The sequence below is a fragment of the Haemophilus paracuniculus genome (assembly GCF_002015115.1).
Taxonomy (GTDB): Bacteria; Pseudomonadota; Gammaproteobacteria; order Enterobacterales; family Pasteurellaceae; genus Haemophilus_E; species Haemophilus_E paracuniculus.
Genome location: NZ_MUYA01000005.1, coordinates 1 through 25019, shown reverse-complemented (window position 1 = coordinate 25019; position 25019 = coordinate 1). Strand labels below are relative to the sequence as shown.

The window sequence follows — 25019 nt, the reverse complement described above, 5'->3', positions numbered from 1 at the left end:
ATTTTGTGGAATTTTACAAAATCCTACCACTTGTTTATACCATTTGGTGAAGGGACTGCCTAGTATTCATCAAATAAATAACTATCGTTAAACAGATTTTCTAAGAAGAACTCGATTTCTTTCCGCCCATTTTTTCCGAAACCGAAGACAGATAATCCGCTCATTGAGGGGGATTGTCTGACTCGGACAATCGCATTAGGATATTCTTGTTTCAGCTTTTCTTCGACAATCGCGATTGCTTTGAGAAATTGTGGTTCTTTGATGCTTTGTGGTTTGAGTAAAGCGAGATCGATACTTTGTTGCATAATGTTTACCTCATTGGATACTGGAATTAAAAACAGTATCCAATAAAGCAAAGAAACTGTCAATAAAAATAGTGTATTTTTATCTAGTTATTTTGTGCTGAGGCGGTAAACATTCTGATCAAACCATTGCTCGCCGATTTGTTCCGCTTGGGGTAAACATTGCTCAAACTGGAAACCGCATCGTTGGGCGACTTGGTTGCTTTTGAGATTATGCACCGCACATTTGAGTAGGTAGTGGTCAAAGTGCAATTTGGTCGCTTGAATCAAGATGGCAATCGCTTGGCTGACGATGCCTTTGCCTTGGGCTTCGGGTGATAGCCAGTAGCCGAAGCAGGCGGTGCGGTTTTGCCAATCAATTGGGGCGTTGAAGGAAATCGTGCCGACCGCTTGTTGTTGGTAGAAAATCGTCCAGACGAAGGCTTTGCCCTCGGCGATGCCTTGTTCGCAGCGTTGCAAAAAATCTTCCGTGTCTTTTGGGCTTTGGGTAAAGCGAGACCATTGCACATAGTGGTTGAGATAATCTCGGTGGCGGTCGATTTGAGTAAAGAGGGCAGGGGCGTGCTGAATGGCGACTTTTTCGAGGGTGATTTCAGGGGAAATGGTTAAGGTGTGGGGTAGGGTTTGCATAATGGTTTCCTCAGCTTAGAATTTGAACAGAGAGTAGAGGATTATTTTCCACAATGCAAGGGGGCAATATAAAAGGACGCCAGCGTGGCGTCCCTACGGTAGGGACGCGATGCTCGCGTCCCAAGCCAAGACAAGCGGTTAGGAAAAAAGCGTACAAGCGTTTCATTTGGTTTAGGGACACGATGTTCGTGTCCCTAAACAAGCGGTAAGATTTCCCAAAATTTCGGGAAACTAACCCGCCCGTTTCGCTTCGATCACATCATCTAATTGAGCCAAGCGCGCCAGTAGTTTGTTGAGCATTTCTACGTTGTTTAGCTCGATTTCCATTTCAATGGTGGCGAGTCCGCGTTTGGTGTCGGTGCGGCTGGAAACGGCGAGGACGTTCACTTTTTCGTTCGCCATTATGCCGCTCACATCTCGCAGTAAGCCGTTGCGGTCGTTGGCGATTACACGAATAGCGAGGCTGAATCCGCTTGCATAGCGGTTGCCCCATTGAGCCAGCACCACCCGTTCAGGGTTGATACTTTGCAATTCAAACAGTTGCTCGCAATCGGCTTTGTGAATGGAAATGCCACGTCCTTGCGTAATGTAGCCCACGATTTCATCGCCAGGGATCGGCTGGCAGCAACGGGCGATAGAGTGCATTAAATTCCCCACCCCCTCAATCACGATATGCCCATTTTTACTGCTTTTTGGCGGTTGGTTATTTTTGTTGGCGATCTGTTTGAGTACCGCCTCATCTTCTTGCTCGGCGGTCGGTTTAATCAGTTTGCTTTGCAAGAAATGGCTGAGTTGGTGCAGGCGAATATCGCCGCTGCCGATTGCCGCGTAGAGATCATCAAACTGTTTGAGATTGTAGCGAGGCAAGGCATATTGCTCGATCTGTTTGAGGGTTAGCCCCAAGCGGTTGATTTCCGCCTCTAACGCCTCTTTGCCGAGCGGGATATTTTTCTCACGGTCGAGCTTTTTGAACCACGCCACAATTTTGGCACGGGCTTTCGGGGTGTTTACGAACCCCTGATTTGGATTGAGCCAATCTCGGCTTGGGTTGGGCGTTTTTTGGGTGATGATTTCCACCTGATCGCCCATTTGTAGCTGATAGGTAAACGGCACGATTTTGCCCGCCACTTTTGCCCCAATGCAACGATGCCCGATTTCGCTATGGATCGCATAGGCAAAATCCAGAGGGGTAGCGTTTTTGGCGAGATCCACCACTTCCCCTTTCGGGGTAAAGACGTAAACACGGTCGTCAAACACCTGCGAACGCATTTCTGCCACCACCTCGCCAGAATCGGCAAGGTCGTTTTGCCACGCCAAAAGTTTGCGTAACCAGACGATTTTTTCTTCATAGCCCGAACGCCCAGCTCCTGCCCCCTCTTTGTATTTCCAGTGGGCGGCAACGCCGAGTTCCGCATCGTTGTGCATTTGGCGGGTGCGAATTTGCACCTCAATTGCTTTATCCTGTTTGCCTAGTACCACCGTGTGGATCGATTGATAGCCGTTCGGTTTCGGGTTGGCGATGTAGTCGTCAAAATGTTCGGGCAGATGTTTGTAGTGGGTATGCACAATGCCAAGGGCGGTGTAGCAATCCGCCAAATTTGGCACGATGATCCGCACCGCTCGAATATCGAACAGTTGCTCAAAACGCAGATTTTTCTTCTGCATTTTTTTCCAAATGCTGTAAATATGTTTTGGGCGACCGTAAACCTCAACATCTTCAATTTCTTCACTCAAACAAGCGGTCAGATCCGCCACAAAATCGGCGATGTATTTTTCCCGATCTAAACGGCGTTCGCCGAGATCATATTTGGCGATTTGGCGGTAGGTTTGCGGGTGCAAGGCTCGGAAGCAGTAATCTTCCAGTTCCCATTTCAGTTGCCCGATGCCCAAACGATTGGCGAGTGGGGCGTAAATTTGCGAACACTCTTTGGCGGCAAGCACCAAATCTTCTTCGCTGTGGCGATCTTTTTCTCGCAGGTAGGTGATCCGCTCGGCGAGTTTGATCACCACGCAACGGAAATCGTCCACCATCGCCAGCAACATTCGGCGGATATTGTCGATTTGCAGATCGGAAGCGTTATTGGCACTCAGTTGGCGGATGTTGTCCATTTCCAACACGCCTTTGACGAGGTTTTTGACTTGATTGCTGAAATCTTCTTTGACTTGGGCGAGGTCGATGATCTGATGTTTGACGAGGGGAAACAGCAACGCTGCCACGAGGGAATCATCGTCCATATTGAGACTATGCAGAATCTCGACCATTTCGATGCCGTCCCACATTAGGTGGTAGCTGTCGGTGTCGAGCTTTTCGTGGGCATAACGCCACGCAACTTGCAACTGCTCAAAGGTTTTTGGCGACATCTGCAAACTCGTACTCCAACTGGCTAATTCAAAATTACTTGGATCGAGTTCGTGCGAATGGCGAATGGCTACCATAAAACCTCCTAAAAATATGGAAAATCAGACCGCTTGCAGGGCGAAATTGTAAGCAAAATTGGGCGGTTAAACAATCTCGCTCGGCACAAAAAAGTAGGCGATTTCTCGCTCGGCGGATTGCGGGGAATCCGAGCCGTGTACCGAATTTTCTCGGTAGCTTAACGCAAATTGATCCCGTAATGTGCCAGCCTTGCGAACGGTAGGATCTGTTGCCCCCATTAGCTCGCGGTAATTGGTTACGGCATTTTCGCCCTCTAACACAGCAACCACAATCGGGGCGGAAATCATAAAATCGACTAAGGACTCGAAAAATGGCTTGCCTTGATGTTCCGCGTAAAATCCTTCCGCTTGTTCGCGGCTTAAATGCAGTTTTTTCAAGGCTTTGATCGTTAAACCTGCCGCCTCAATTTCGGCTAAAATTTTGCCGATTAACTGGCGTTTGGTGGCATCGGGTTTGATAATGGCGAGGGTTTGTTGAAGCATTTTTCCTCTTAGATGATTTGTTCAAAAAATTCGGCAAATTCTAGCATAACTGACCGCTTGTTATAAGCAAGGCAACACTTTATTTCAGCATTTAGGCGAAAAAAAAGTGAGGCATTTGCCTCACTTTGAAATTATTTGACCTGCATTCCTGCCTGCACGCCCTCATCGGCGTTGAGTAGGAACAGATCCGCACCGCCAGAGCCTGCCGAGAGGATCATTCCTTCCGATAGCCCGAACGACATTTTACGCGGGGCGAGGTTGGCGATCACCACCACAAAACGCCCGACCAGTTCCTCTGGGTTTGGGTAGGCGGCTTTGATGCCCGAGAACACTTGACGTTGATGATCGCCTAGATCGAGCTGGAATTTGAGCATTTTGTCTGATTTCGGCACGGCTTCGCAGCTGATCACTTTGGCTACACGCAAATCTAATTTGGCGAAATCGTCAATCGTGATTTCAGGGGCGATTGGCTCGATTTTACGCTCATTTTCCGCCTTGCAAGCGGTCGGATTTTCGCTATTTTTTGCTTTGGGTTCAGCAGCTTGACTTTGGGCGAATAAGGCTTTGGTTTCCTCAATCACGGCGGTGATCTGTTTTTCCTCTAAGCGAGCAAATAACGCCTTGAATGGGGCAATGGTATGCCCGAGTAGTGGGGTAGCGATGTTATCCCACCGCAATTCGGTCTGTAAAAAGGCTTCGGCTCGTTCGGCGAGTTTTGGTAACACAGGTTTGAGGTAGCTCATCAACACACGGAACAGCTCAATTCCCATTGAACAGACCGCTTGTAATTCCGCCTCTTTGCCTTCCTCTTTGGCGATCACCCACGGGGCTTTGTCGTCAATGTATTTGTTCGCTTTGTCGGCGAGTTGCATAATTTCACGGATCGCTTTGTTAAATTCACGGTTTTCGTAATAAGTGGCGATCTGTTCTGATTGTGCAACAAATTCGTCAAACAGGGCTTGATCTTCCAATTTTTCGGCGAGTTTGCCCTCAAAACGTTTTTGGATAAAACCTGCATTGCGAGAGGCGAGATTGACGAATTTGTTCACAATATCGCTGTTCACTCGTTGCACAAAATCGCTCAGGCTCAAATCCAAATCTTCAATGCGGTCGTTTAATTTTGCTGCGTAGTAGTAACGCAAACATTCTGGATCGAGGTGTTTGAGATAGGTGCTGGCTTGAATGAATGTGCCACGCGATTTCGACATTTTCACGCCGTCCACCGTTACATAGCCGTGGGCGAACACGTTGGTCGGTTTGCGAAGTCCGCAGCCGTCTAGCATCGCTGGCCAGAATAGACTATGGAAGTAAACAATATCCTTGCCGATAAAATGGTAGAGTTCGGCGGCGGAATCTTTTTGCCAAAATTCATCAAAATTCAAGCCCGTGCGGTCGCACAAGTTTTTGAAAGAAGCCATATAGCCGATTGGGGCATCGAGCCACACATAGAAGAATTTATTTTCCGCATCGGGAATTTCAAAGCCAAAATAAGGGGCGTCGCGGCTAATATCCCACTGTTGCAAACCGCTCTCAAACCACTCTTGCATTTTGTTGGCGATTTCTGGTTGCAACGAGCCAGAACGGGTCCATTCTTGCAACATCGCTTCAAAACTTGGCAAATCAAAGAAGAAATGTTCCGATTCTTTCACAATCGGCGTTGCCCCCGACACCGCCGAGCGAGGATTGATCAAATCCATCGGGCTGTAAGTGGATGCACACACCTCGCAGTTATCGCCATACTGATCTTCCGCTTTACATTTCGGGCAAGAGCCTTTCACAAAACGGTCGGGCAGGAACATTCCCTTTTCAGGGTCGTAAAGCTGCGAAATCACTTTGCTCTTGATAAAGCCGTTCGCTTTGAGTTTTTGATACATTTCCGCCGTGAGCTGACGGTTTTCCTCGCTATGGGTGGAATGATAATTATCGAAACTGATGTTAAAGCCCGCAAAATCAGCGGTGTGATCCGCCTTGGCTTTTTCAATTAACTGCTCAGGCGTAATGCCGAGCTTATCGGCGTTGAGCATAATCGGCGTGCCGTGGGCATCGTCCGCACACACAAAATGCACCTTATGCCCACGCATCCGCTGGAAACGCACCCAAATATCCGCTTGAATATGTTCAAGCATATGCCCCAAATGGATCGCCCCATTCGCATAAGGCAAGGCACAAGTTACCAACATTTTTCGATTCTGATTTGACATTGACTTTCTCTCTCTAAACTAAGCAAAAATTGCCCCGAATTGTAACGGAAAAGGGGGTTTTTGTGAAATGAGGATTTATATCATTGCAACTATGCTATTTTTTCTAATAGTAAAAAATTTGATCTAAGCCACAATTTTCACTTCTCTAAATTGCTAAAATGGCCCACTTTTTCTTGTCATTGAACATTATGAAACCCATTTTCATCGCTACGCTGTTTTTATCCGCTACAACATTTGCCCTCGATCCCGCCCGCACAATGCCGAAAAATGGGATTGATAAGCCGTTAATGGGGCAGATTTTATTTTTCGACAAAACCCTCTCAATGCACGGCAATCAGAATTGTGCCAGTTGCCACAGCCCCGACACAGCGTTTGTCGATTTACGGGAAAATAGTGCGGAAAAAATGGTGTCGCAGGGCGATGATCCGAATAAATTCGGCAACCGCAACGCCCCGACAATGCTTTACGCCAAATATATTCCCGATTTTCATTTCGATCCTAAAACGCAGGAATATGTGGGCGGTCAATTTTGGGACGGGCGAGCCAATAATCTCGCCGAGCAAGCAGGAATGCCACCCCTTGACCCAAATGAAATGGGCTTACCCGACAAGCGAACCCTCGCCGAACGCCTTTATTTCAACCCGATGTACCGCCAGCTTTTCAGCCAATTTTACGGCGAGCAGGTGTGGCAGAGTGTCGATAGCGTCTATGCGGCAATGGAAGACGCCCTTGCCGTGTTTCAGCGAGAGAAAAAATTGCTCGCCCCGTTCGATTCCAACTACGACAAATTTTTGCAAGGAAACTACCGCTTGACAGAGGCAGAAGAACGAGGACGAGCCTTGTTTTTTGATAAAAATCGCACAAATTGTAGCCAGTGCCACCAGTCGCAAGGGGAAAATTCCCGCGAAGAAACGTTCAGCGATTACCGCTACTACAATCTCGGCGTGCCAAGCAACCGCAAGTTGATCGCACATAATAAATTGGCGGACGATTTTGTCGATTACGGCTTATTCCAAAACCCTGCGGTCAAGAGCGATAAACAGCAAAAGGGCAAATTCCGCACCCCAACCTTACGCAACGTTGCCGTAACCGCCCCTTATTTCCACAACGGCGTATTCAAAGAATTGCGAACGGTATTGCTATTTTTGGACAGCTACAACAACCCAAAACGTACCCTCAACCCTGAAACCAACAAGCGGTGGGATCAGGCGGAATTTTCCCCCACCATAGCCCACCCCAAACTCAAAGCTAAACCCCTCACCGATCAAGAAATTGATGATTTAGAGGCGTTTTTAAAAACCTTGACAGATGAAAGGTATTTGCCGTTGTTACAGAAATAAAAGTTCTGCAATTTCTGTGAATGTTAAGGTGTAGGGTTCTAATAAATCCTACCGCTTGCCTAACCCTTAACGGTTCAGTAAAATGAACCGTTTTTTATTTATAAGAGGAAATCCAAATGTTCGGAAAAGGCGGTTTGGGCGGTTTAATGAAACAAGCCCAACAAATGCAAGAACGTATGCAAAAAATGCAAGAAGAGATCGCACAGCTTGAAGTTACAGGCGAATCAGGTGCAGGTTTAGTCAAAATCACGATTAACGGGGCTCACAACTGCCGCCGTATTGAAATCGATCCGTCTCTAATGGAAGATGATAAAGAGATGTTGGAAGACTTAATCGCCGCCGCATTTAACGATGCCGTCCGCCGTGCCGAAGAAATGCAAAAAGAGAAAATGGCAAGCGTAACCGCAGGCTTAAATCTTCCTGCTGGAATGAAATTCCCATTCTAATTTCAATTTTATCCCACTTAAAGCCCCAACTAATAGGGGCTTTTATTAGTCTCTAAGATTTTTTCAGCTTAATCCTAAACCTTAACACAAGCCACCAAATGCTCACTATCCCCCACTAGCGGTGGTTTTTGTTCAGCACATTGCGAATCGGCGAGGGGGCAACGGGTGCGGAATACGCAGCCTGAGGGTGGGTTGATGGGCGAGGGGAGGTCGCCTTCTAACAGTTGAATGGTTTTGTTGCGTTCCAGATTCGGGTCAGGGATTGGCACGGCGGACATCAACGCTTTGGTGTAAGGGTGTTTGGTGTGGTTGTAAACTTGCTCGTCCGAGCCGAGTTCCACTGCATTGCCGAGATACATCACGAGTACGCGGTCAGAAATATGTTTTACCACCGCTAAATCGTGGGCGATAAAAATCAGCGACAAGCCCATCTCTTTTTGCAGGGATTTGAGCAAATTGACCACTTGGGCTTGGATCGACACGTCCAACGCCGACACGGGTTCATCGCAGATAATCATCTTCGGCTCAACAATCAACGCCCTCGCAATCCCGATCCGCTGGCATTGTCCGCCCGAAAATTCGTGGGGATAGCGGTTAATCAAGTTCGGCAACAAGCCCACTTTCATCATCATCGCTTGCACTTTTTCTTTCACTTTATGATCGGAAAGCTGCGGTTGGTAAATGCGTAACGGCTCGGCGATAATTTCGCCGATCGTCATTCGTGGGTTGAGCGAGGCAAGCGGATCTTGGAAGATCATTTGAATCTCTTTGCGAGTCGCTTTCCATTCCGCATTGGATTGACGGCTCAAATCCTTACCCAGCCACACAATCTGACCGCTTGACGATTTGACTAAGCCGATAATCGCACGGGCGAGGGTCGATTTTCCACAGCCCGATTCGCCCACCACGCCCAGCGTTTCGCCCTCGTAGAGCTTGAACGAAACATCATTCACCGCTTTTAGGCTTTGCGGTTTGGCGAAAAACAGGGCTTTTTTGTCTTTGATTTTGAAATTGACGTGCAGATTGCTCACTTCGAGCAGTAATTTTTTTTCACTCATAGGGCGAACCTCTCAGCAGGAATCCAGCAGTTGCGTAGGCGATTATCCGCCAATTTGGTGAGACTTGGGGCGGTTTGGCATTGCTCGCTCGCATATTGGCAACGAGGCGAGAACGGGCAACCAGACGGCAGTTGCAGTAAATTCGGCGGATTGCCCGCAATCGTAACCAACTCGTCCGCTTCGCTGTCAAGGCGAGGGATTGCGTCCATTAAGCCAATCGAATAAGGGTGGGTTGGCTGGTAGAAAATCTGATCCGCCGTGCCGTATTCCATTGTTCGCCCTGCGTACATTACCAACACCTTGTCGCAAATGCCAGCCACCACGCCGAGATCGTGGGTGATCATAATAATCGCCGTGTTAAATTCCCGTTTCAACTCGTTAAGCAGGGTCATAATTTGGGCTTGCACCGTTACGTCAAGGGCGGTGGTTGGCTCGTCCGCAATCAGCAATTTCGGACGACACAACAACGCCATTGCAATCATCACACGTTGCCGCATACCGCCCGAAAATTCGTGGGGATACATTCCCATTCGCTTGGTCGCTTCGGGCATTTTGGCCGCGTCCAACATTTTAACCGATTCATTGAAAGCGGTCTGTTTGTCGTAGCCTTTATGCAACATCAGCACTTCCATTAACTGCTCGCCCACTTTCATATAAGGGTTGAGCGAAGTCATCGGATCTTGGAAAATCATTGCAATTTCATTGGCACGGATTTTATTCAATTCACGGATCGGCAAATTGACTAGCTCTTTGCCGTTAAATTTTGCCGAGCCTGATAATTCGCCGTTCGGGGCGAGCAAGCCCATTAACGCAAACGCCGTTTGCGACTTGCCCGATCCCGATTCGCCCACAATCCCCAAGGTTTCGCCCGCATTCAAGCTAAAATTAAGATCATTAACGGCGGTAACGATACCGTCTGGGGTTTTAAAATTGACGCGTAAATGTTGCACGTCAAGTAAGGTTGTTTCACTCATCACTCTTTCCCTTTTAAAATTTTTTGAAATCTGACCGCTTGTTTGTATCGTTTTTAACGATCTTTTGGATCTAACGCATCACGCAAACCATCGCCGATAAAGTTAAAGCAAAAGAGGGTTAGGCAGAGGAAAAACGCGGGGAAGAACAGCAACCACGGCGAGACTTCCATTTGAGTCGCCCCATCGCTTAACAACGCCCCCCAACTGCTCATCGGCTCTTGTGTGCCTAAGCCTAAAAAGCTGAGGAAAGATTCAAACAAAATCAAAGACGGCACTTCAAGCGAGGCGTAAACCACCACAATCCCCATTACGTTTGGGATAATGTGGCGTAGGATAATTTGGTGGCGTGGCACGCCGCATACAATCGCCGCCTCAATAAACTCTTTGTTTTTGAGGCTGAGGGTTTGCCCTCGCACAATCCGTGCCAAGCTGAGCCACGCAATCATTCCAATTGCCACGAAAATCAGCAAAATGTTCTGCCCGAAAAAGGTAACGAGCAAAATCACGAAGAACATAAAGGGAAACGAAGCGAGAATTTCGATAATCCGCATCATTACGCTATCGACTTTACCGCCGAGATAGCCAGCCACCGCCCCGTAAATTGTGCCAATAATCACTGCAATCAATGCCCCTGCGATGCCGACCAGCAGGGAAACCCGTCCGCCGATAGCGACACGCACCATCAGATCTCGCCCCGAAGAATCGGTGCCGAAATAGTGCATTGATTCAAAATCGGGTGGCATACTCATCATATTCCAGTCGGTATCTTCATAGCTAAACGGCATTAGCATCGGCACAAAAGTGATAAACAGGATAATCAAGCCGAGCGTGATTAAACTTGCCACCGCCGCTTTGTTCTGCCAGAAACGGCGGCGAGCGTCCTGCCAGAGGCTACGCCCTTGCAGGGCGAGATTTTCATCTGCCATTTTTTCGGCAAATTGTTGATTTTTTTGATTCAGCATTTTGCCCCCCTAGCTGTAACGAATTTTCGGATCGATCACGGCGTAGAGAATGTCCGCAATCATATTAAACAGAATGGTGAGCGTGCCGACCAAAATCGTGAGGCTCAACACCAACGAATAATCACGGTTTAACGCCCCATTCACAAACAGTTGCCCGATCCCTGGTAAGCCAAATACGCTTTCGATCACCAGCGATCCCGTGATAATTCCCACAAAGGCGTTGGCGAGGTAGCTTACCACGGGCAACAAAGCAGGGCGAAGGGCGTGTTTGAGCAGAATACGAGAAGTCGGCAAGCCTTTGGCTTTGGCGGTGCGGATATAGTTGGAATGTAGCACCTCAATCATTGAGCCACGGGTAATCCGTGCAATGCCCGCCACATAGCCAATCGTCAGCGACAGCACGGGCAACACCATATAGTAAAGCTGTCCGCCGTTCCAACCGCCTGCGGGCAACCATTGCAGATGAATGGCGAAAAATAGCACCAACAACGGGGCAAATACGAAACTCGGCATAATAATCCCTGTCATCGCAAAGCTCATCAGCAGATAATCCAGCCAGCTATTTTGCCGAAGTGCCGCAATCGTACCGACCGATAATCCAATCAACACAGCCGCCACAAATGCCGCCACGCCCAATTTCACGGAAACAGGAAAGGCACTCGCCAGCAGATCATTCACCGTTTGATCCTTATATTTGAACGAAGGACCAAAATCCCCTTGGGCGAGGTTTTTCAGATAAATCAAATACTGCTCGCCCACAGGTTTATCAAGGTTATATTTCGCCTCAATGTTCGCCATTACCTCAGGCGGATAGGCTTTTTCCGAAGTAAACGGACTCCCAGGGGCAAGCCGCATTAAGAAAAAGGAAAAGGTAATCAACACAAACAGGGTTGGGATTGCCTCTAAAATACGTTTAAGAATAAATTTGAGCATATTACTTACGATGATTATTTTTTAACCTAAAATTCTCGCAAATCTAAATTCTTGCTCGAACAAATTTCCCCGTCATTTTGCGTTGAGCGGTTTCGTCAATTTCAAGGGCGATTTGTACTGTTTGAGCTTGCGTAGCAAGCGAGTTTACAAATCGACCGTAGAAATTAGAAACAAGCGAAACAAAGCAAAATGCTCGGGGTCGCCTTTCTTTTGCTACTTTTCTTTGGCGAAGCAAAGAAAAGTAGATCAAACAAGCGGTAGGATTTGTGAAAATTTCCTCAAATCCCACCGCTTGCCAAGCCTTACTGCTTAATCAAATAAAGATTTCTCAACAAGATGTTATCCTGCGGATCTTTGCCCTCGTAGCCTTTCACATAAGGTTTCACCAAACGGGTGTTTACATAGAAGTAAACAGGCACAATCGGGGCATCTTGGGCGAGGATCGCTTCCGCTTTGGCGTAGGCTTTCGCTCTGCCCTCGGCATCGGTGGCGGCGTAAGATTCCGCTACTGCTTCATCATAGGCTTTGCTTTGGTAGAAAGCGGTGTTGTTGCTTGAATTTGAGAGGAAGTAGTTCACATAGGTGGTGGCTTGGTTGTAATCTGCCGCCCAACCTGCACGAGCCACTTCCGATTTACCCTCACGGCGGGTGTTCAAGTAGGTTTTCCACTCTTGGTTTTCCAGTTTCACATCGACTAAGCCGTCCGTGTTCGCTTTCCACAAGGAAGAAGCCGCCAAAGCAATTTTCTTGTGGTTTTCGTTGGTGTTATAGAGCAGGGTAAATTTGAGCGGATTGGTTTTGCTAAACCCTGCTTCTTCCAGCAATTTTTTCGCTTTCACTTTACGCTCTGCCATTGGCTCGCTGGCGTAAGCTGGGTTGGCAATTAAATTCCCTTCGGTAATGTAAGGTGGGGTAAACACATAGGCTGGGGTTTGACCTTGCCCTAACACTTTGTCGGTGATCACATTGCGGTCAAGGGCGAGGTTTAACGCTTGACGCACACGCACATCATTGAATGGGGCTTTTTTGTTGTTGAGTTCGTAAATGTAGGTGGAAAGTGTTTTGACGGTAAACACTTCATTTGGGATCTCTTTTTTGAGTTTTTGGTAAATTTCTGGCGGTAAACCGTAATTGGTCATATCTTCATCGCCGGCACGGTAGCGAGCCACATCGGTGTTTAAGCTCTCAATCGCAAGGAAAGTTGCTTTATTGATCACCGTTTCTTTGTCGTTCCAGTAATTTGGATTTCGCTCAAATACAATTTTCTCATTGATCACGTGATCGACTAATTTATAAGCACCATTGCCGACAAAATTCTCTTTTTTGACCCACGCATCGCCAAATTTTTCCACCACATTTTTATTCACTGGGAAGAGCGAAGTGTGCGTGGTTAAGCCAATCGCATACGGCACGGGGGCGGAAAGTTTGACCTCAAAGGTGTAATCATCAACGGCTTTCACGCCTAATTCCGCAGGTTGTTTTTTGCCGTCAATGATGTCTTGGGCGTTTTCCACTTGTAGATAAGTTAAGAAACTCGCATAAGGGGCGGCGGTTTTCGGATTGACTAAACGTTGCCAAGAATAAACGAAATCGTGGGCGGTAACAGGATCGCCGTTCGACCATTTCGCATCTTTACGCAGTTTGAACGTCCACGTTTTGTAATCGGGCGAGCTTTGCCACGATTCCGCTACCCCAGGTTGATCTTTGCCGTCGCTATCGACTGTAACCAACCCTTCAAAAAGTTGATAGGCGATTTGGCTCTCAGGCACGCCCTCGGTTTTGTGCGGATCGAAACTTGACGGCTCCGCCCCGTTGTTGATCACGATTTCTTGCTTCTCGGCAAGCACCGTGCCTTCTGGCACTTTCGCTGCAAACGCCGTTGCCGACACGCCAAACGCCACCAAAGAGGCAAGTAAAGTACGAGTAAAGGTTTTCATCACAATTCTCCTAAGTTTTTTATGGAAAGACTAACCATAGATACCCGAAAACCTACCCTTTGTAAAGCATTTTCAATTTTGTAAGTGCAAATTTTGTTAAAAATGTTAAATTTAGGTTAATTCAAACGGCACTTTTCGCTGTTCCGTTGCCGAATTGCCTGCGAATTGTTGCAATAATAATTCCACCGCCCATCGCCCTGCTTGCGGATAGCCAAAATCTAGGGTCAACAAATCAGGGGCGAACGATTGCAATAAACTGTTCTGCCCAATGCAAGCAAGGGGTAGGATTTTTTGATTTTTTTGCAGATATTTCAACGCCCCCACCGCAAGACTACTACTGGCACACACAATCGCCGAAGTGGGCTTTTCCAGCAACAGTGGGCAAAGCTGATAACCGCTCTCAAAGCTCAAATCGCCCTGCACATAATTGGGCGTTAAAGCGTGCCGTTGGCAGAATTGCAGATAGCTTTCCGTGCGTTGTCGCCCCGTGGTTTCATCTTGATCTTGCACGCCCAGATAGCCAATTTGGCGGTGTCCCTGTTGATAAAGTCGATCAAGCAACGCTGTGATCGCATTGTGATCATCATAATAAACGCAAGAAAGATCGGGATATTGACGAGCCACCAGCACCAAATGTCCTTGCCATTGTTGAATAATATTCAAGGGCAGTTGCGAAAAGCCGAATAAAATCACGCCGTTAATTTGGCGTTGGCGGAACAGTTCGAGCTGATGTTGCACCGTTTCAGGCTGAAACTGACTTTCCACAATCAACGGCGTGATTTGATGGGAGTAAAGCTCGCTCAAAATCGCACTCAATGTCTGCGATTCCGCTGTTGAATTGAGGCGAGTTACAATCACGCCCACCACAGGCTCAACGGAACCTCGCATCGCCCTTGCACTGCGATTGGGCTGAAAGCCGAGTTCCGCAATCATCGCCTGCACCTTTTCACGGGTGGCGGGGCTGACTTTGGGATCGTTATTCAACACCCTCGATACGGTGGATTTCCCCACCTGACAACGCTCAGCAATATCTTTAATCGTTAATTTCATCGCTCAATTTGACCTAAATAAAATGGGCGAAATTTTAGCATAAAATACCGCTTGCAAGATTTTGATTGACAACGCTTTTTAATTGTACAAAATAACGTACAACTTAATTTCAGGAAAAACCCAATGGAAACCATTACCTATTCAGAAGCTCGCCAAAATTTGGCTCAAACAATGCTTCGCACTACGCAAAACCAAGAGCCGATTATGATTACTCGCCAAAACGGGCAAAATTGCGTGCTGATTTCCCTTGAACATTACCGTTCTTTGGAAGAAACCGCCTATTTGCTACGGTCGCCGAAAAATGCTCAACGCCTGATTGAATCAATCCGCCAGCTCAATGCCAATCAAGGACAAACAAGGGAATTGATCGAATGAACATTACCTTTTCTGACCACGCTTGGGATGATTATCTCTATTGGCAGCAAACGGATAAAAAAATGCTGAAAAGGATCAATGAGTTGATTAAAGCGATTACTAGCTCACCCTTTGAGGGAATTGGCAAGCCTGAACCGCTGAAACATAATTTAGCGGGATTTTGGTCTCGCCGAATCAATGAAGAACATCGGCTTGTTTACACGATCAAAGATCAAGCGATTTTGATTGCCGCTTGCCGTTATCATTACGAATAAAAAACCCCACATCACTGTGGGGTTTGGATTATTTAAGGTAAACGAATTACGCTTGACCTTTCACTTCTTTTAAACCGTTGAATGGTGCTTTATCGCCCAAAGCTTCTTCGATACGGATAAGTTGGTTGTATTTCGCCACACGGTCTGAACGGCTCATTGAACCCGTTTTGATTTGACCTGCTGCTGTACCAACTGCTAAATCCGCAATGGTCGCATCTTCGGTTTCGCCTGAACGGTGAGAAATAACCGCGGTGTAACCTGCATCTTTCGCCATCTTAATCGCCGCTAAGGTTTCAGTTAATGAACCGATTTGGTTGAATTTGATTAAGATTGAGTTGGCGATACCGTTTTCGATACCACGGCTTAAAATTTTGGTGTTGGTCACGAATAAATCGTCGCCCACTAATTGCACTTTGTCGCCCAATACTTTGGTTTGGTATGCGAAACCTTCCCAGTCAGATTCATCTTGACCATCTTCGATAGACACGATTGGGTACTCTTTGCATAAACCTTCAAGGTAGTGAGTGAACTCTTGTGAAGTAAAGGTTTTGCCTTCGCCTTTTAACTCGTAGTTGCCGGTTTCTTTGTTGTAGAACTCAGAAGAAGCACAGTCCATCGCCAAGGTAACATCTTTACCTAACACATAACCTGCTTTTTCCACCGCTTCTTTGATACAAGCTAATGCATCTGCGTTAGAAGCTAAGTTTGGTGCGAAACCACCTTCATCGCCCACTGCGGTGTTCAAGCCTTTTGATTTCAATACTTTCGCAAGATTGTGGAACACTTCCGCACCGATACGAAGTGCTTCTTTTAAGGTTTTCGCACCAACAGGTTGAATCATAAATTCTTGAATGTCCACGTTGTTGTCTGCGTGCTCACCACCGTTGATGATGTTCATCATTGGAAGTGGCATAGAGTAAACGCCTGGGGTGCCGTTTAATTCAGCGATGTGCGCGTAAAGTGGTAAACCTTTTGACGCCGCCGCTGCTTTCGCGTTCGCTAATGAAACCGCTAAGATCGCGTTCGCACCGAATTTTGATTTGTTTTCAGTGCCGTCCAAGTCGATCATAATTTGGTCGATTTCAGCTTGGTTGCAAGCATCTTTACCTAAAATCGCGTTCGCAATTTCGTTGTTTACCGCAGAAACTGCTTTGAGAACGCCTTTACCTAAGAAACGCGCTTTGTCGCCATCACGCAACTCTAACGCTTCACGCGAACCCGTTGATGCACCAGACGGGGCTGCTGCAAGACCTACGAAGCCACCTTCTAAGTGTACTTCTGCTTCAACGGTTGGGTTACCACGAGAGTCGATGATTTCACGACCAATTACTTTAACAATTTTAGCCATTGTTGATGTTCCTCTATTGAGATTTAATGAAAAAAGATGGGCGATATAGTAAAGGGATTTTGCGATTTTGTCTTGTAAAAAGTGATGTAGTTCACATTTTTTTGGCAAAATCTTGATCTACTTCGGGCAAGCGGCAAAACAAGGGGTAGGATTATCGAAAATTTCGACAATCTTACCCCTTGTTTAGTGTTAATTAACCTTGAATTTCGCCTCTTTTCAATCGCTCGAAGTAGCTTTTGGTTTCTTCGATCACGATATGGCGTAAGCTGACGAGGGCGATCAGGTTTGGGAATGCCATTAAGCCGTTGACGATGTCGGCGATCGTCCAAATGGTGCAGAGTTTGATGAACGGGGCGACCGCAATCAGTAGGATAAAGGTGAAGCGGTAGAATTTGATCCCTTTGGTGCGTCCACCTGTGAGATAGACGAAGCAACGTTCGCCATAGTAGCACCAGCCGAGAATGGTGGTGAACGCAAAGAAGACTAAGCCTACGGTTACGATCACCGCCCCGATTGAGCTGGTGAGACCTTGCGAAAACGCCAAGTTAGTGAGTGCCGCCCCTTCCGCTGGACCTTTCCACACGCCCGTGAGGACGATCACTAAGCCTGTCATTGTGCAGACGATGATGGTGTCTAAGAATGTGCCGGTCATTGAGATCAAGCCTTGACGCACAGGTTCTTTGGTTTGAGCCGCCGCCGCTGCGATTGGGGCTGAACCTAAGCCCGATTCATTTGAGAAAATACCGCGTGCCACGCCCGATTGGATCGCTTGCATTACGGTAAAGCCAACCACGCCGCCGATTGCCGATTGCGGATTGAACGCACATTCCACGATAAAGGCGATAGTGGCAGGTAGTTTATCCACGTTGAGGGCTAAAATCAGCACGGACGTTCCCACATAGGCGACCGCCATAAACGGCACGACCACGCTGGCAATTTTGGAAATGCGTTTCACCCCACCTAAAATAATCATTGCGACCACCAACGTTAGCACCGCACCACTCGCAAACACTGGCACGTTAAAGGTGTCGTGCAATGAAGATGTGATCCCGTTGATTTGTGGGAATGTGCCGATCCCGAATAGGGCGACCATTACCCCAAAAATCGCAAACAGTTTCGCCAACCATTTCCATTTTTTGCCCATACCGAGTTCGATATAGTACATCGGGCCGCCCGCCACGAAGCCGTCTCGATCACGCCCACGGAATTTCAACGCAAGCAAACATTCGGCATATTTGGTCGCCATTCCGAATAGAGCGATCAGCCACATCCAAAATAACGCCCCTGGCCCCCCTGCGTGAATTGCCGTAGCCACCCCCACAATATTACCCGTGCCGATAGTCGCCGCTAATGCGGTCGAAAGGGCGGCAAAGGCGGAAATATCCCCCGTCTGCCCTGCCCCTTTTTCGGGCTTGAACATATAAACGAAAGCACGTGGCAACTGGAAAAGTTGCACTAATTTGAGTTTAAAAGTGAAATAAACGCCCACGCCCGAAAGCAACGCCAACAACGGCACGCCCCAAACGAGACTATTGATTGTGTTAAGAATGGTGTCGATAGACATTTGATAATTCCTCGTAAAAACTGCTTACAAGGAAAGAAAAAGAACAGACAAGCGGTCGGATTTGCAAAAATTTTGCGAAATTGCACCGCTTGCGAAACCTTTTCTCCCCTGTCCTTTTGCCTGAGCGTTTCACGCAGATAAGGCTATCTGCATTTTCGCCTTCGGCGTCCATTTTCTGCGATTTAGCAAATTTACGCAGAGTGGATCTCTCCAAGGGTTCGTCCAGTAACTGTCCTCACAAACTACGTTTGCACCTGAAAGATTTTACCTCGTCGGTATGGGTTGCCCCATTCTCCAGCTACCTTCGTCCGAACGTCCCAAATGGGACGAGTGCTATTCTAGCAAAATTTTTAGAGATGTTAAGAATAAATTTAATAAATGAAATGAAAAAATCCGCCGTTCATTACTGTTCGGCGGATTTTTTATTCTAGGTTCAAGCAGTTATTTTTCCATTTTCTCGTGTGGTAACACTAAGTTCAACACCAACGCCAGCACCGAGCCGACGGTGATGCCTGAGCCGAACACTTCTTTGAAGAAAGAAGGTAATTTGTCGAGCAGTTCTGGGCGGGTGGTTACGGCTAAGCCGCAGCCGATTGAGATCGCGATGATTAAGCCGTTGCGTTTGCTGCGTTCGACTTTGTCGAGCATTTGAATCCCTGCGGCGATGATCATTGCAAACATCATTAAGCCTGCACCGCCAAGCACTGGGCTTGGGATTGAGACGATTAACGCCCCGAACACAGGGAATACGCCCGCCAACACCAATAACACGCCCATTAGGGTTACCACATAACGGCTTGCTACGCCCGTGAGGGAAATCACGCCGATATTTTGTGAGAAAGATGAGAATGGGGTGGTGGACATAATCGCCGCTAACGCCGAACCTAAGCCGTCGCACAACACACCGCCACGCAAGTGTTTGCCCGTGATTTCCGTTTGGGTGGCGTTGCCGAGGGCGAGGAAGTTACCGCTTGATTCCACAATGGTTACGAGGTAGGCGATGCTCATTCCGATAATGCCTGAAATTGGGAACGAAAGCCCGAAGTAAAGGGGGTGTGGCAAGGCGAATAATTCGGCGTTTTTCACGCTGTCGAAGTTGATCCAACCTAAGCAGAGAGCGACCACATAGCCGACCATCATTCCGATCACAATCGCCGCTGCTGAGAAGATCCCTTTGCCCCATTGCACGAGGATCACCACGAGGATCAACACGAAAGTTGCCATTGCGAGGTTGGCAGGATCAGCATATTGCGGATCGCCTTTTTGACCGCCTGCGAACCAGTCCACCGCCACGGGGATCAAGCTCAAACCGATCATCATCACGACCACGCCTGTTACGACTGGCGGGAACAATTTACGCACATAAGGCATAAAGAAGCTGCCGATAATCATCACGAGCGAGCCAACGAGGGAAGCCCCCAAAATGCCCGACACGCCGTATTCGCTAAACCCAATCGCAAGGGCGGCGGCAACAAAAGTAAAGCTCGTCCCCATTACGCTCGGCAAACGCAAGCCGATTGGTCCGATACCTTGACATTGAATAATGGTAACAATCCCCGATACGAGTAACGCCGCATTCACCAGCACGATAGTATCAGCGGTGGGCAATTTCAGCACGTTACCGATCACTAATGGCACAGCAATGATCCCACCGAGGGCGGCGAGTAAATGCTGTGCGGCGAGAAGAAGGCTTAATCCAAACGGTGGTTTGGAATCAACAGGATAAAGCAATTTTTGCATAGTAAGACCCGAAAAGTTGAGAGATAAAAAATGGCGTGCATTATACGGATTTTTTACGATTCCGCAAACGGTTGCGTAGCAGAAATTTTGTAAGAAAAACCCGCTTGCAAGCGGGTAGATTGTGGAAAATTTTACACTTCCGGCGGTAAATGCCAGTTGATTGGCTCAATGCCTTTCGATTGCAAAAAATCGTTGGTCTTAGAAAAATGGCGGCAGCCGAAAAAGCCACGGTGTGCCGACAACGGCGAGGGGTGTGGTGCGGTTAAAACACAATGGCGTTGGCGATCAATAAATTGCCCTTTGCGTTGGGCGTGGCTTCCCCAAAGCAGGAAAACCAGATTTTCACGGTGCTGATTGAGTTGAGCCACCACTTTATCGGTAAAGGTTTCCCAACCAAAATTGGCGTGGGAATGGGCTTTGCCGTGTTCCACCGTCAAAACTGTGTTGAGTAGCAGCACGCCTTGCTTTGCCCAATCGATCAAATAGCCGTGGCGAGGAATTTGAAAACCCGCAATATCTTGGCTCAACTCTTTGTAAATGTTGATGAGCGAGGGCGGCGGTGCAATGCTTGGTTTCACCGAAAACGCCAAGCCGTGAGCTTGATTGAATCCGTGATAGGGATCTTGCCCTAAAATTACCACTTTTACCTGATCAAATTCGGTTAAGGCAAAGGCACTAAACACTTCATTGGCGGGGGGATAAACGGTTTTGCCTGCCATTCGTTCCGCCTGAACTCGCTGTAAAATTTGTTGGAAATAGGGTTTGGATTTTTCTTCGCCGATGGCGTCTGTCCAGCTTTTCATTTGGTTTTCCTTATTTAAATTCAAAAAATTTTATAAATTAGTCTATTTTTTATGCAACAAACGGTCTTTTTTGTAAAAATTTTTGAAAATAGTCGCTTTTTTCTACATCTCTGCTAAAATGCGTTTCAAATTTTGTTGAAAAATTAAAATTTTTTTATAGTTTTCCCTTTTTACTTCTTTTTATGAGGAATTTATTATGATCAAAGGCGTTCAAATTACTGAATCAACCAACCGTAACCTACTTAACTCTTTCTGGTTGCTTGATGAAAGCACCAACCAAGCTCGCTGCTTAGTGGCAAAAGGCGACTATCAAGAAGACCAAGTGGTTGCATTAAGCGAATTAGGCGAAATTGCATACCGTGAAGTGCCAGTAAACGTTGCCCCAACCATTAAAGTGGAAGGTGGTCAGCACTTAAACGTAAACGTGTTACGCCGTGAAACCTTAGAAGATGCGGTTAAAAACCCAGAGAAATATCCGCAATTAACCATTCGTGTTTCAGGCTATGCGGTGCGTTTCAACTCACTCACCCCAGAGCAACAACGTGATGTAATTACTCGTACATTCACTGAAAGCCTCTAATTCTAGGCATTCTAACTGGTTTTCACAAACCCTTTTGGGATCTTCCCGAAAGGGTTTTTTAATGGGCGATCCGAAATTACTGTAAAAATATCCAAAAAAGATCGCAAACAGTATTGACCACTGTATTTTTTATCACTAGAATAACCTGTATTAAAACACAGTTATTTAGAGGATCTTGCAATGGCTACCTTATTTCGTGATACCCGTGAATTACCACGCCAATTTGTGCCAACTTACCGTGATTATAATGCAAATGTGGCGATCAAGTTAGATCTTAATTCCCTTTGCATTAGACGACCGAAAGAAACCTTTTTTATCCAAGTGAAAAACGCCCATCTGATTGCGTGGGGGATCGATCAAAATGATGTTGTAGTAGTGGAAAAAGGCGAAGATTATTTAGTTAATGATCTGCTCGTGCTTGAAAAAAATGGCGAGTATCGTTTTTACCAATTCTTCAACGAAATTGAAAATGCCCAAGGCGAAAAAGAGAAAGTGCTGTTTTCTCTTGATGTACGTGAGCCAAATTTGAAAATTCGTGAATGGAATGAAGTGAAAATCGCAGGGATTATTACCAATGTGGTGCATCAAATGCGAGACCGCACACCGTTTTTAGAAAAACGCTATGCGGCTTAATGCTTCATTACATCACGCGGCGAGATTGAGTGTAGTTTTTCGACCAGTAACGATTTGACAGTGAGCTGGTGGTTACGCCCGTACTTGAACCCGAGTGAACAAACTTGCCGTTGCCGACATAAACCCCAACGTGTTTATTATTGCGGAAAAAGACTAAATCGCCTGCTTTGAGGGAAGATTTTGGAATGGCTTTGCCTACGGTTTTTTGCCCGACCGTTGCACGCGGTAAATTTTTATTCAAGGCTTTATTCATTACCACTTGCACAAAAGCGGAACAGTCAATCCCCGATTTACTCGTTCCCCCTAAACGATAGCGAGTGCCAGCCCAGTTGCGGTAAACATTGTTAATTTTTTGGCTTACCGATGCAGTGCTTTTTTCGGCTTTGGCAGATTGAGCTTGAATTTGAGAGCGAGTCGCAGCTTGACTGCTGAGGCTTGCGTAACTTGCGTGGGAAAATAAGGCGACCATCACGCCTACGAGTAAGGTTTTTACAGGTTTGAAAGAAAATGTTTTCATAATGATTGTTTCGCCAGAACGAATGAAGCGGTCTGTTCCTATTAAAAAATGAATGATAAAAATAAGCTATCGAAACGATAGCTTACTCAATGCGACAATGTCAAATCAATTTAGTTCCAAAGATCGCAAAAATTTTATTTCATCTGCCCAAATTTCAGGCGAAATGGTCTCTAAAATCAGCGGAATGTTGTCAAATTGAGGCTGGTTCATAATAAATTGAAACACTTCCGTGCCGATTGTGCCTTCTCGCAAAGTATGGTGGCGATCTACTCGGCTTGCCAACGCTGTTTTTGATCCGTTGAGGTGCATACCTCGCAAATAACTATTCCCCACCACTTGATCAAATTCGGCAAACACTTTTTCGCTACTTTGGTAAGAACTGATATCGTAGCCCGCCGAAAAAAGGTGGCAGGTATCCAAACAAACGCCCACCCGTTGTTTATTTTCCACTTGCTCAATAATTTTGGCTAAATGCTCAAACCGCCAGCCCAAATTTGAGCCTTGCCCTGCGGTGTTTTCGATCACAGCAACCACATTTGGCACTTTTTCCACCGCAAGGTTGATCGATTCCGCAATACGAGCCAAACAATCTTTCTCGCTGATTTTATTCAAATGGCTACCAGGGTGGAAATTAAGCAATTTCAAACCGAGCTGATTGGCTCGATCCATTTCATCAATGAAGGCTTCGCGGGATTTCGCCAGCCCCTCGCTATCAGGGCTACCCAAATTAATTAAATAACTATCGTGAGGCAGGATATGATCGGGCGAAAACTGATGCACCTGACAAAAACGCTTAAATTTCTCAATCGTATCCGCCTTTAACGCTGGGGCTTTCCACTGCCGTTGATTTTTTGTGAATAACGCAAAGGCATTCGCCCCAATTTCCACCGAACGCAACACCGCATTTTCCACCCCACCCGAGGCACTGACGTGAGCACCAATATATTTCATCTTACAATCCTCTCGTTTATAATCGCCATTTTTCAGCTTATTTGATTACAATGAATACAACCATTAACGATTTTTCACTACTCTGCCGTTTATTCGGCAACTTTTTTTACCGCTCTCCAACCGACCCGATTCTCGCTGGCACTTTTGCGTGGCTCTCCCAAGGGCAACTTCGCCAACAATGGGCATTAGCCACCGACAGCCAAAGCGAGCAAGCTCTAACTTGCCTTGAAAAAAATGCTAACCCTACGGAATTAGCCCCTTTTTATCAAGCACTTTTTGCGGAAAATGGCTCAGTTTCCACCACTATTTCTGCTTACGGCGGCTCGGTGGCGGATTTTGTCGCCTTCCGCCAAGCCCGAGCAATGCCCGAATTGCCCGCCCCCGATCACATCGGCTTGCTACTCTTAACCGCCTCGTGGATTGAAGACAACCTCGATTCCACCCAAGCCCAGCAAGACTTTTTTGAACAATTTGTGCTACCGATAATGGGGAAATTCTTAGGACAAGTCGAAGCCTTTGACCAAGGTTTCTACAAAGCCCTCGCCCAACTCACCCGTGATGCCCTCGGTGCAATGGCGGACGAGTTGGAAGAAAGTGAACAAAGCGAAAGCTAACAAGCGGACTGATTTCCCTTTTCGGCTGTGAATTTCTGCTCGTCCAAGCCTTACGCAACCTCTGCTTACTCACCCTTACTCACCATACCCCCGCACGCAAATGGCTCGCCCTCCAAGCGTTAGGGTGGTAGCCGAACTAATGTAATGCGGATTTCAAATTTTCGGCTGATCCCTTAATGTAGGTTGGCGGATCAGCGAAAAGCAAATTTTGAGGGGAATTTTTTGAAAAAAGCCGTTTGAGTGATGATTTTTTAGACGAAGTTGATCATTTTTTATTTTACAAGGGGTGAGATTTTTTAAAATTTCATCGATTTTTGAATAAATCCCCGTAGGGACGCGAGGCTCGCGTCCCTAAATTTTTATTCAGAAATCTGAGGGAATTTATGGGGACGCCAGCGTGGCGTCCCTACGGGGTAGGGGAAAATGCAAAATCGAGAACGGCAAGAGGTGGGATTTTGGGAAATTTGTGAAATCAAAGATCGCTTGTCGGACATAAAGTCCGCCGCTACGAAACATTATCGATCTTCAAAAAATTAATTACCATTCGTAGGGGCGGATTTTATATCCGCCCTTTGTATTAGATTTAATTTCATTTTTGTAAATCTAAGATCGCTGTTGCCCCCTTGTATATTAAAACCCTGCTAAACTTCCCTACATAATGCAGGATTTAGTTATCCACAGCTTGTAGCCCCCTAGGGAAGAACCCCGTTCCGTAGCGAAGGCGTGGATAACCTTTCATCAGCAAAACCGAACAGTTGATTTAGTCTTTTAGTCTTCACATTGAAAAACTCGCATACAAGGCAGGTTATTGATGAACACCCCGATTTATTGCGGCATTGATGTCGCCAAACGTAGCTTGGTGGTTGGCTTGTCCAATCAGAAGAAAAC

At 46.8% G+C, this 25019-nt stretch carries 24 protein-coding genes and 1 riboswitch; of the genes, 7 read left to right on the top strand and 17 right to left on the bottom strand.

The features are described 5' to 3' along the window. Positions 1 to 59 precede the first annotated feature (59 nt). The 5 genes from B0187_RS04485 to metG form a co-directional block, all read right to left on the bottom strand. Positions 60 to 305: a DinI-like family protein gene (locus B0187_RS04485; protein WP_078236669.1), complete on the bottom strand. Its 246-nt coding sequence runs from the start codon at positions 303 to 305 to the stop codon at positions 60 to 62. Positions 306 to 392: 87 nt separating this feature from the next. Further along, a complete protein-coding gene (locus tag B0187_RS04480) occupies positions 393 to 932 on the bottom strand; it encodes a GNAT family N-acetyltransferase (RefSeq protein ID WP_078236668.1) in 540 nt (179 codons plus the stop codon). Between the two features lie 231 nt (positions 933 to 1163). Beyond that, positions 1164 to 3368, bottom strand: coding sequence for a GTP diphosphokinase (gene relA, locus B0187_RS04475; RefSeq protein WP_078236667.1), 2205 nt, complete (start codon positions 3366 to 3368; stop codon positions 1164 to 1166). Positions 3369 to 3434: 66 nt separating this feature from the next. Beyond that, the gene (ndk, locus tag B0187_RS04470; RefSeq protein WP_078236666.1) at positions 3435 to 3851 is read right to left on the bottom strand and encodes a nucleoside-diphosphate kinase; all 417 of its coding nucleotides are present in this window, start codon (positions 3849 to 3851) and stop codon (positions 3435 to 3437) included. A 131-nt stretch (positions 3852 to 3982) separates the two neighbouring features. Continuing rightward, on the bottom strand, positions 3983 to 6031 hold the full coding sequence (gene metG / locus B0187_RS04465; RefSeq protein WP_425432437.1) for a methionine--tRNA ligase: 2049 nt from the start codon (positions 6029 to 6031) through the stop codon (positions 3983 to 3985). A 209-nt stretch (positions 6032 to 6240) separates the two neighbouring features. On the opposite strand from metG, the gene B0187_RS04460 reads away from it, so the two are divergent. Beyond that, positions 6241 to 7392, top strand: a complete 1152-nt coding sequence (locus tag B0187_RS04460) for a cytochrome-c peroxidase (RefSeq protein WP_078236664.1) — start codon at positions 6241 to 6243, stop codon at positions 7390 to 7392. 116 nt (positions 7393 to 7508) lie between these two features. Next, the gene (locus B0187_RS04455) at positions 7509 to 7838 is read left to right on the top strand and encodes a YbaB/EbfC family nucleoid-associated protein (RefSeq protein WP_078236663.1); all 330 of its coding nucleotides are present in this window, start codon (positions 7509 to 7511) and stop codon (positions 7836 to 7838) included. A gap of 74 nt (positions 7839 to 7912) precedes the next feature. Here the strand turns inward: B0187_RS04455 and oppF are convergent, their stop codons facing one another. The 6 genes from oppF to B0187_RS04425 form a co-directional block, all read right to left on the bottom strand. Beyond that, complete coding sequence (gene oppF / locus B0187_RS04450; RefSeq protein WP_078236662.1) at positions 7913 to 8896, bottom strand: murein tripeptide/oligopeptide ABC transporter ATP binding protein OppF; 984 nt, start codon at positions 8894 to 8896, stop codon at positions 7913 to 7915. Then, on the bottom strand, positions 8893 to 9870 hold the full coding sequence (locus B0187_RS04445) for an ABC transporter ATP-binding protein (protein ID WP_078236661.1): 978 nt from the start codon (positions 9868 to 9870) through the stop codon (positions 8893 to 8895). The genes oppF and B0187_RS04445 overlap by 4 nt, the downstream gene beginning before the upstream one ends. 53 nt (positions 9871 to 9923) lie before the next feature. Then, positions 9924 to 10832 carry an oligopeptide ABC transporter permease OppC gene (oppC, locus tag B0187_RS04440; RefSeq protein ID WP_078236660.1) on the bottom strand — a complete coding sequence of 303 codons (909 nt, stop codon included), beginning with the start codon at positions 10830 to 10832 and terminating at the stop codon, positions 9924 to 9926. A gap of 9 nt (positions 10833 to 10841) precedes the next feature. Next, on the bottom strand, positions 10842 to 11765 hold the full coding sequence (gene oppB, locus B0187_RS04435; protein WP_078236659.1) for an oligopeptide ABC transporter permease OppB: 924 nt from the start codon (positions 11763 to 11765) through the stop codon (positions 10842 to 10844). Between the two features lie 302 nt (positions 11766 to 12067). After that, entirely contained in the window at positions 12068 to 13702 is a 1635-nt protein-coding gene (locus B0187_RS04430) for an ABC transporter substrate-binding protein (RefSeq protein WP_078236658.1), read from the bottom strand. 111 nt (positions 13703 to 13813) lie between these two features. Then, positions 13814 to 14752 carry a LacI family DNA-binding transcriptional regulator gene (locus B0187_RS04425; RefSeq protein ID WP_078236657.1) on the bottom strand — a complete coding sequence of 313 codons (939 nt, stop codon included), beginning with the start codon at positions 14750 to 14752 and terminating at the stop codon, positions 13814 to 13816. 123 nt (positions 14753 to 14875) lie between these two features. Here B0187_RS04425 and yefM point away from each other — a divergent pair, with 123 nt between their 5' ends. Next, entirely contained in the window at positions 14876 to 15127 is a 252-nt protein-coding gene (yefM, locus tag B0187_RS04420; RefSeq protein WP_078236656.1) for a YoeB-YefM toxin-antitoxin system antitoxin YefM, read from the top strand. Beyond that, entirely contained in the window at positions 15124 to 15381 is a 258-nt protein-coding gene (locus tag B0187_RS04415; protein ID WP_078236655.1) for a Txe/YoeB family addiction module toxin, read from the top strand. The genes yefM and B0187_RS04415 overlap by 4 nt, the downstream gene beginning before the upstream one ends. A gap of 46 nt (positions 15382 to 15427) precedes the next feature. Here B0187_RS04415 and eno read toward each other — a convergent pair whose 3' ends face one another. The 4 genes from eno to ung form a co-directional block, all read right to left on the bottom strand. Beyond that, positions 15428 to 16729, bottom strand: a complete 1302-nt coding sequence (gene eno / locus B0187_RS04410; RefSeq protein WP_078236654.1) for a phosphopyruvate hydratase — start codon at positions 16727 to 16729, stop codon at positions 15428 to 15430. A 193-nt stretch (positions 16730 to 16922) separates the two neighbouring features. After that, a complete protein-coding gene (locus B0187_RS04405; RefSeq protein ID WP_078236653.1) occupies positions 16923 to 18293 on the bottom strand; it encodes an alanine/glycine:cation symporter family protein in 1371 nt (456 codons plus the stop codon). 98 nt (positions 18294 to 18391) lie between these two features. Further along, positions 18392 to 18517, bottom strand: a riboswitch (glycine riboswitch). A gap of 217 nt (positions 18518 to 18734) precedes the next feature. Beyond that, on the bottom strand, positions 18735 to 20033 hold the full coding sequence (locus B0187_RS04400; RefSeq protein ID WP_078236652.1) for a nucleobase:cation symporter-2 family protein: 1299 nt from the start codon (positions 20031 to 20033) through the stop codon (positions 18735 to 18737). Between the two features lie 131 nt (positions 20034 to 20164). Then, the gene (gene ung, locus B0187_RS04395; RefSeq protein WP_078236651.1) at positions 20165 to 20836 is read right to left on the bottom strand and encodes a uracil-DNA glycosylase; all 672 of its coding nucleotides are present in this window, start codon (positions 20834 to 20836) and stop codon (positions 20165 to 20167) included. A 196-nt stretch (positions 20837 to 21032) separates the two neighbouring features. On the opposite strand from ung, the gene grcA reads away from it, so the two are divergent. Further along, positions 21033 to 21416, top strand: a complete 384-nt coding sequence (gene grcA / locus B0187_RS04390; RefSeq protein WP_078236650.1) for an autonomous glycyl radical cofactor GrcA — start codon at positions 21033 to 21035, stop codon at positions 21414 to 21416. A 180-nt stretch (positions 21417 to 21596) separates the two neighbouring features. Further along, positions 21597 to 22049, top strand: a complete 453-nt coding sequence (locus tag B0187_RS04385) for a LexA family protein (protein WP_078236649.1) — start codon at positions 21597 to 21599, stop codon at positions 22047 to 22049. A gap of 7 nt (positions 22050 to 22056) precedes the next feature. Here the strand turns inward: B0187_RS04385 and B0187_RS04380 are convergent, their stop codons facing one another. Both B0187_RS04380 and nfo read right to left on the bottom strand, forming a co-directional pair. After that, a complete protein-coding gene (locus B0187_RS04380; protein WP_425432436.1) occupies positions 22057 to 22569 on the bottom strand; it encodes a C40 family peptidase in 513 nt (170 codons plus the stop codon). Between the two features lie 102 nt (positions 22570 to 22671). After that, on the bottom strand, positions 22672 to 23517 hold the full coding sequence (gene nfo, locus B0187_RS04375) for a deoxyribonuclease IV (protein WP_078236647.1): 846 nt from the start codon (positions 23515 to 23517) through the stop codon (positions 22672 to 22674). Between the two features lie 50 nt (positions 23518 to 23567). Between nfo and B0187_RS04370 the strand changes: the two genes are divergently transcribed. After that, a complete protein-coding gene (locus B0187_RS04370) occupies positions 23568 to 24131 on the top strand; it encodes a TorD/DmsD family molecular chaperone (protein ID WP_078236646.1) in 564 nt (187 codons plus the stop codon). The last annotated feature ends 888 nt before the right edge of the window (positions 24132 to 25019 follow it).

Bases quoted from the DNA above. Each gene is read 5' to 3' on its own strand.
- B0187_RS04485 (WP_078236669.1), bottom strand. From the start codon at position 305: ATGCAACAAAGTATCGATCTCGCTTTACTCAAACCACAAAGCATCAAA.
- B0187_RS04480 (WP_078236668.1), bottom strand. From the start codon at position 932: ATGCAAACCCTACCCCACACCTTAACCATTTCCCCTGAAATCACCCTC.
- relA (WP_078236667.1), bottom strand. From the start codon at position 3,368: ATGGTAGCCATTCGCCATTCGCACGAACTCGATCCAAGTAATTTTGAA.
- ndk (WP_078236666.1), bottom strand. From the start codon at position 3,851: ATGCTTCAACAAACCCTCGCCATTATCAAACCCGATGCCACCAAACGC.
- metG (WP_425432437.1), bottom strand. From the start codon at position 6,031: ATGTTGGTAACTTGTGCCTTGCCTTATGCGAATGGGGCGATCCATTTG.
- B0187_RS04460 (WP_078236664.1), top strand. From the start codon at position 6,241: ATGAAACCCATTTTCATCGCTACGCTGTTTTTATCCGCTACAACATTT.
- B0187_RS04455 (WP_078236663.1), top strand. From the start codon at position 7,509: ATGTTCGGAAAAGGCGGTTTGGGCGGTTTAATGAAACAAGCCCAACAA.
- oppF (WP_078236662.1), bottom strand. From the start codon at position 8,896: ATGAGTGAAAAAAAATTACTGCTCGAAGTGAGCAATCTGCACGTCAAT.
- B0187_RS04445 (WP_078236661.1), bottom strand. From the start codon at position 9,870: ATGAGTGAAACAACCTTACTTGACGTGCAACATTTACGCGTCAATTTT.
- oppC (WP_078236660.1), bottom strand. From the start codon at position 10,832: ATGCTGAATCAAAAAAATCAACAATTTGCCGAAAAAATGGCAGATGAA.
- oppB (WP_078236659.1), bottom strand. From the start codon at position 11,765: ATGCTCAAATTTATTCTTAAACGTATTTTAGAGGCAATCCCAACCCTG.
- B0187_RS04430 (WP_078236658.1), bottom strand. From the start codon at position 13,702: ATGAAAACCTTTACTCGTACTTTACTTGCCTCTTTGGTGGCGTTTGGC.
- B0187_RS04425 (WP_078236657.1), bottom strand. From the start codon at position 14,752: ATGAAATTAACGATTAAAGATATTGCTGAGCGTTGTCAGGTGGGGAAA.
- yefM (WP_078236656.1), top strand. From the start codon at position 14,876: ATGGAAACCATTACCTATTCAGAAGCTCGCCAAAATTTGGCTCAAACA.
- B0187_RS04415 (WP_078236655.1), top strand. From the start codon at position 15,124: ATGAACATTACCTTTTCTGACCACGCTTGGGATGATTATCTCTATTGG.
- eno (WP_078236654.1), bottom strand. From the start codon at position 16,729: ATGGCTAAAATTGTTAAAGTAATTGGTCGTGAAATCATCGACTCTCGT.
- B0187_RS04405 (WP_078236653.1), bottom strand. From the start codon at position 18,293: ATGTCTATCGACACCATTCTTAACACAATCAATAGTCTCGTTTGGGGC.
- B0187_RS04400 (WP_078236652.1), bottom strand. From the start codon at position 20,033: ATGCAAAAATTGCTTTATCCTGTTGATTCCAAACCACCGTTTGGATTA.
- ung (WP_078236651.1), bottom strand. From the start codon at position 20,836: ATGAAAAGCTGGACAGACGCCATCGGCGAAGAAAAATCCAAACCCTAT.
- grcA (WP_078236650.1), top strand. From the start codon at position 21,033: ATGATCAAAGGCGTTCAAATTACTGAATCAACCAACCGTAACCTACTT.
- B0187_RS04385 (WP_078236649.1), top strand. From the start codon at position 21,597: ATGGCTACCTTATTTCGTGATACCCGTGAATTACCACGCCAATTTGTG.
- nfo (WP_078236647.1), bottom strand. From the start codon at position 23,517: ATGAAATATATTGGTGCTCACGTCAGTGCCTCGGGTGGGGTGGAAAAT.
- B0187_RS04370 (WP_078236646.1), top strand. From the start codon at position 23,568: ATGAATACAACCATTAACGATTTTTCACTACTCTGCCGTTTATTCGGC.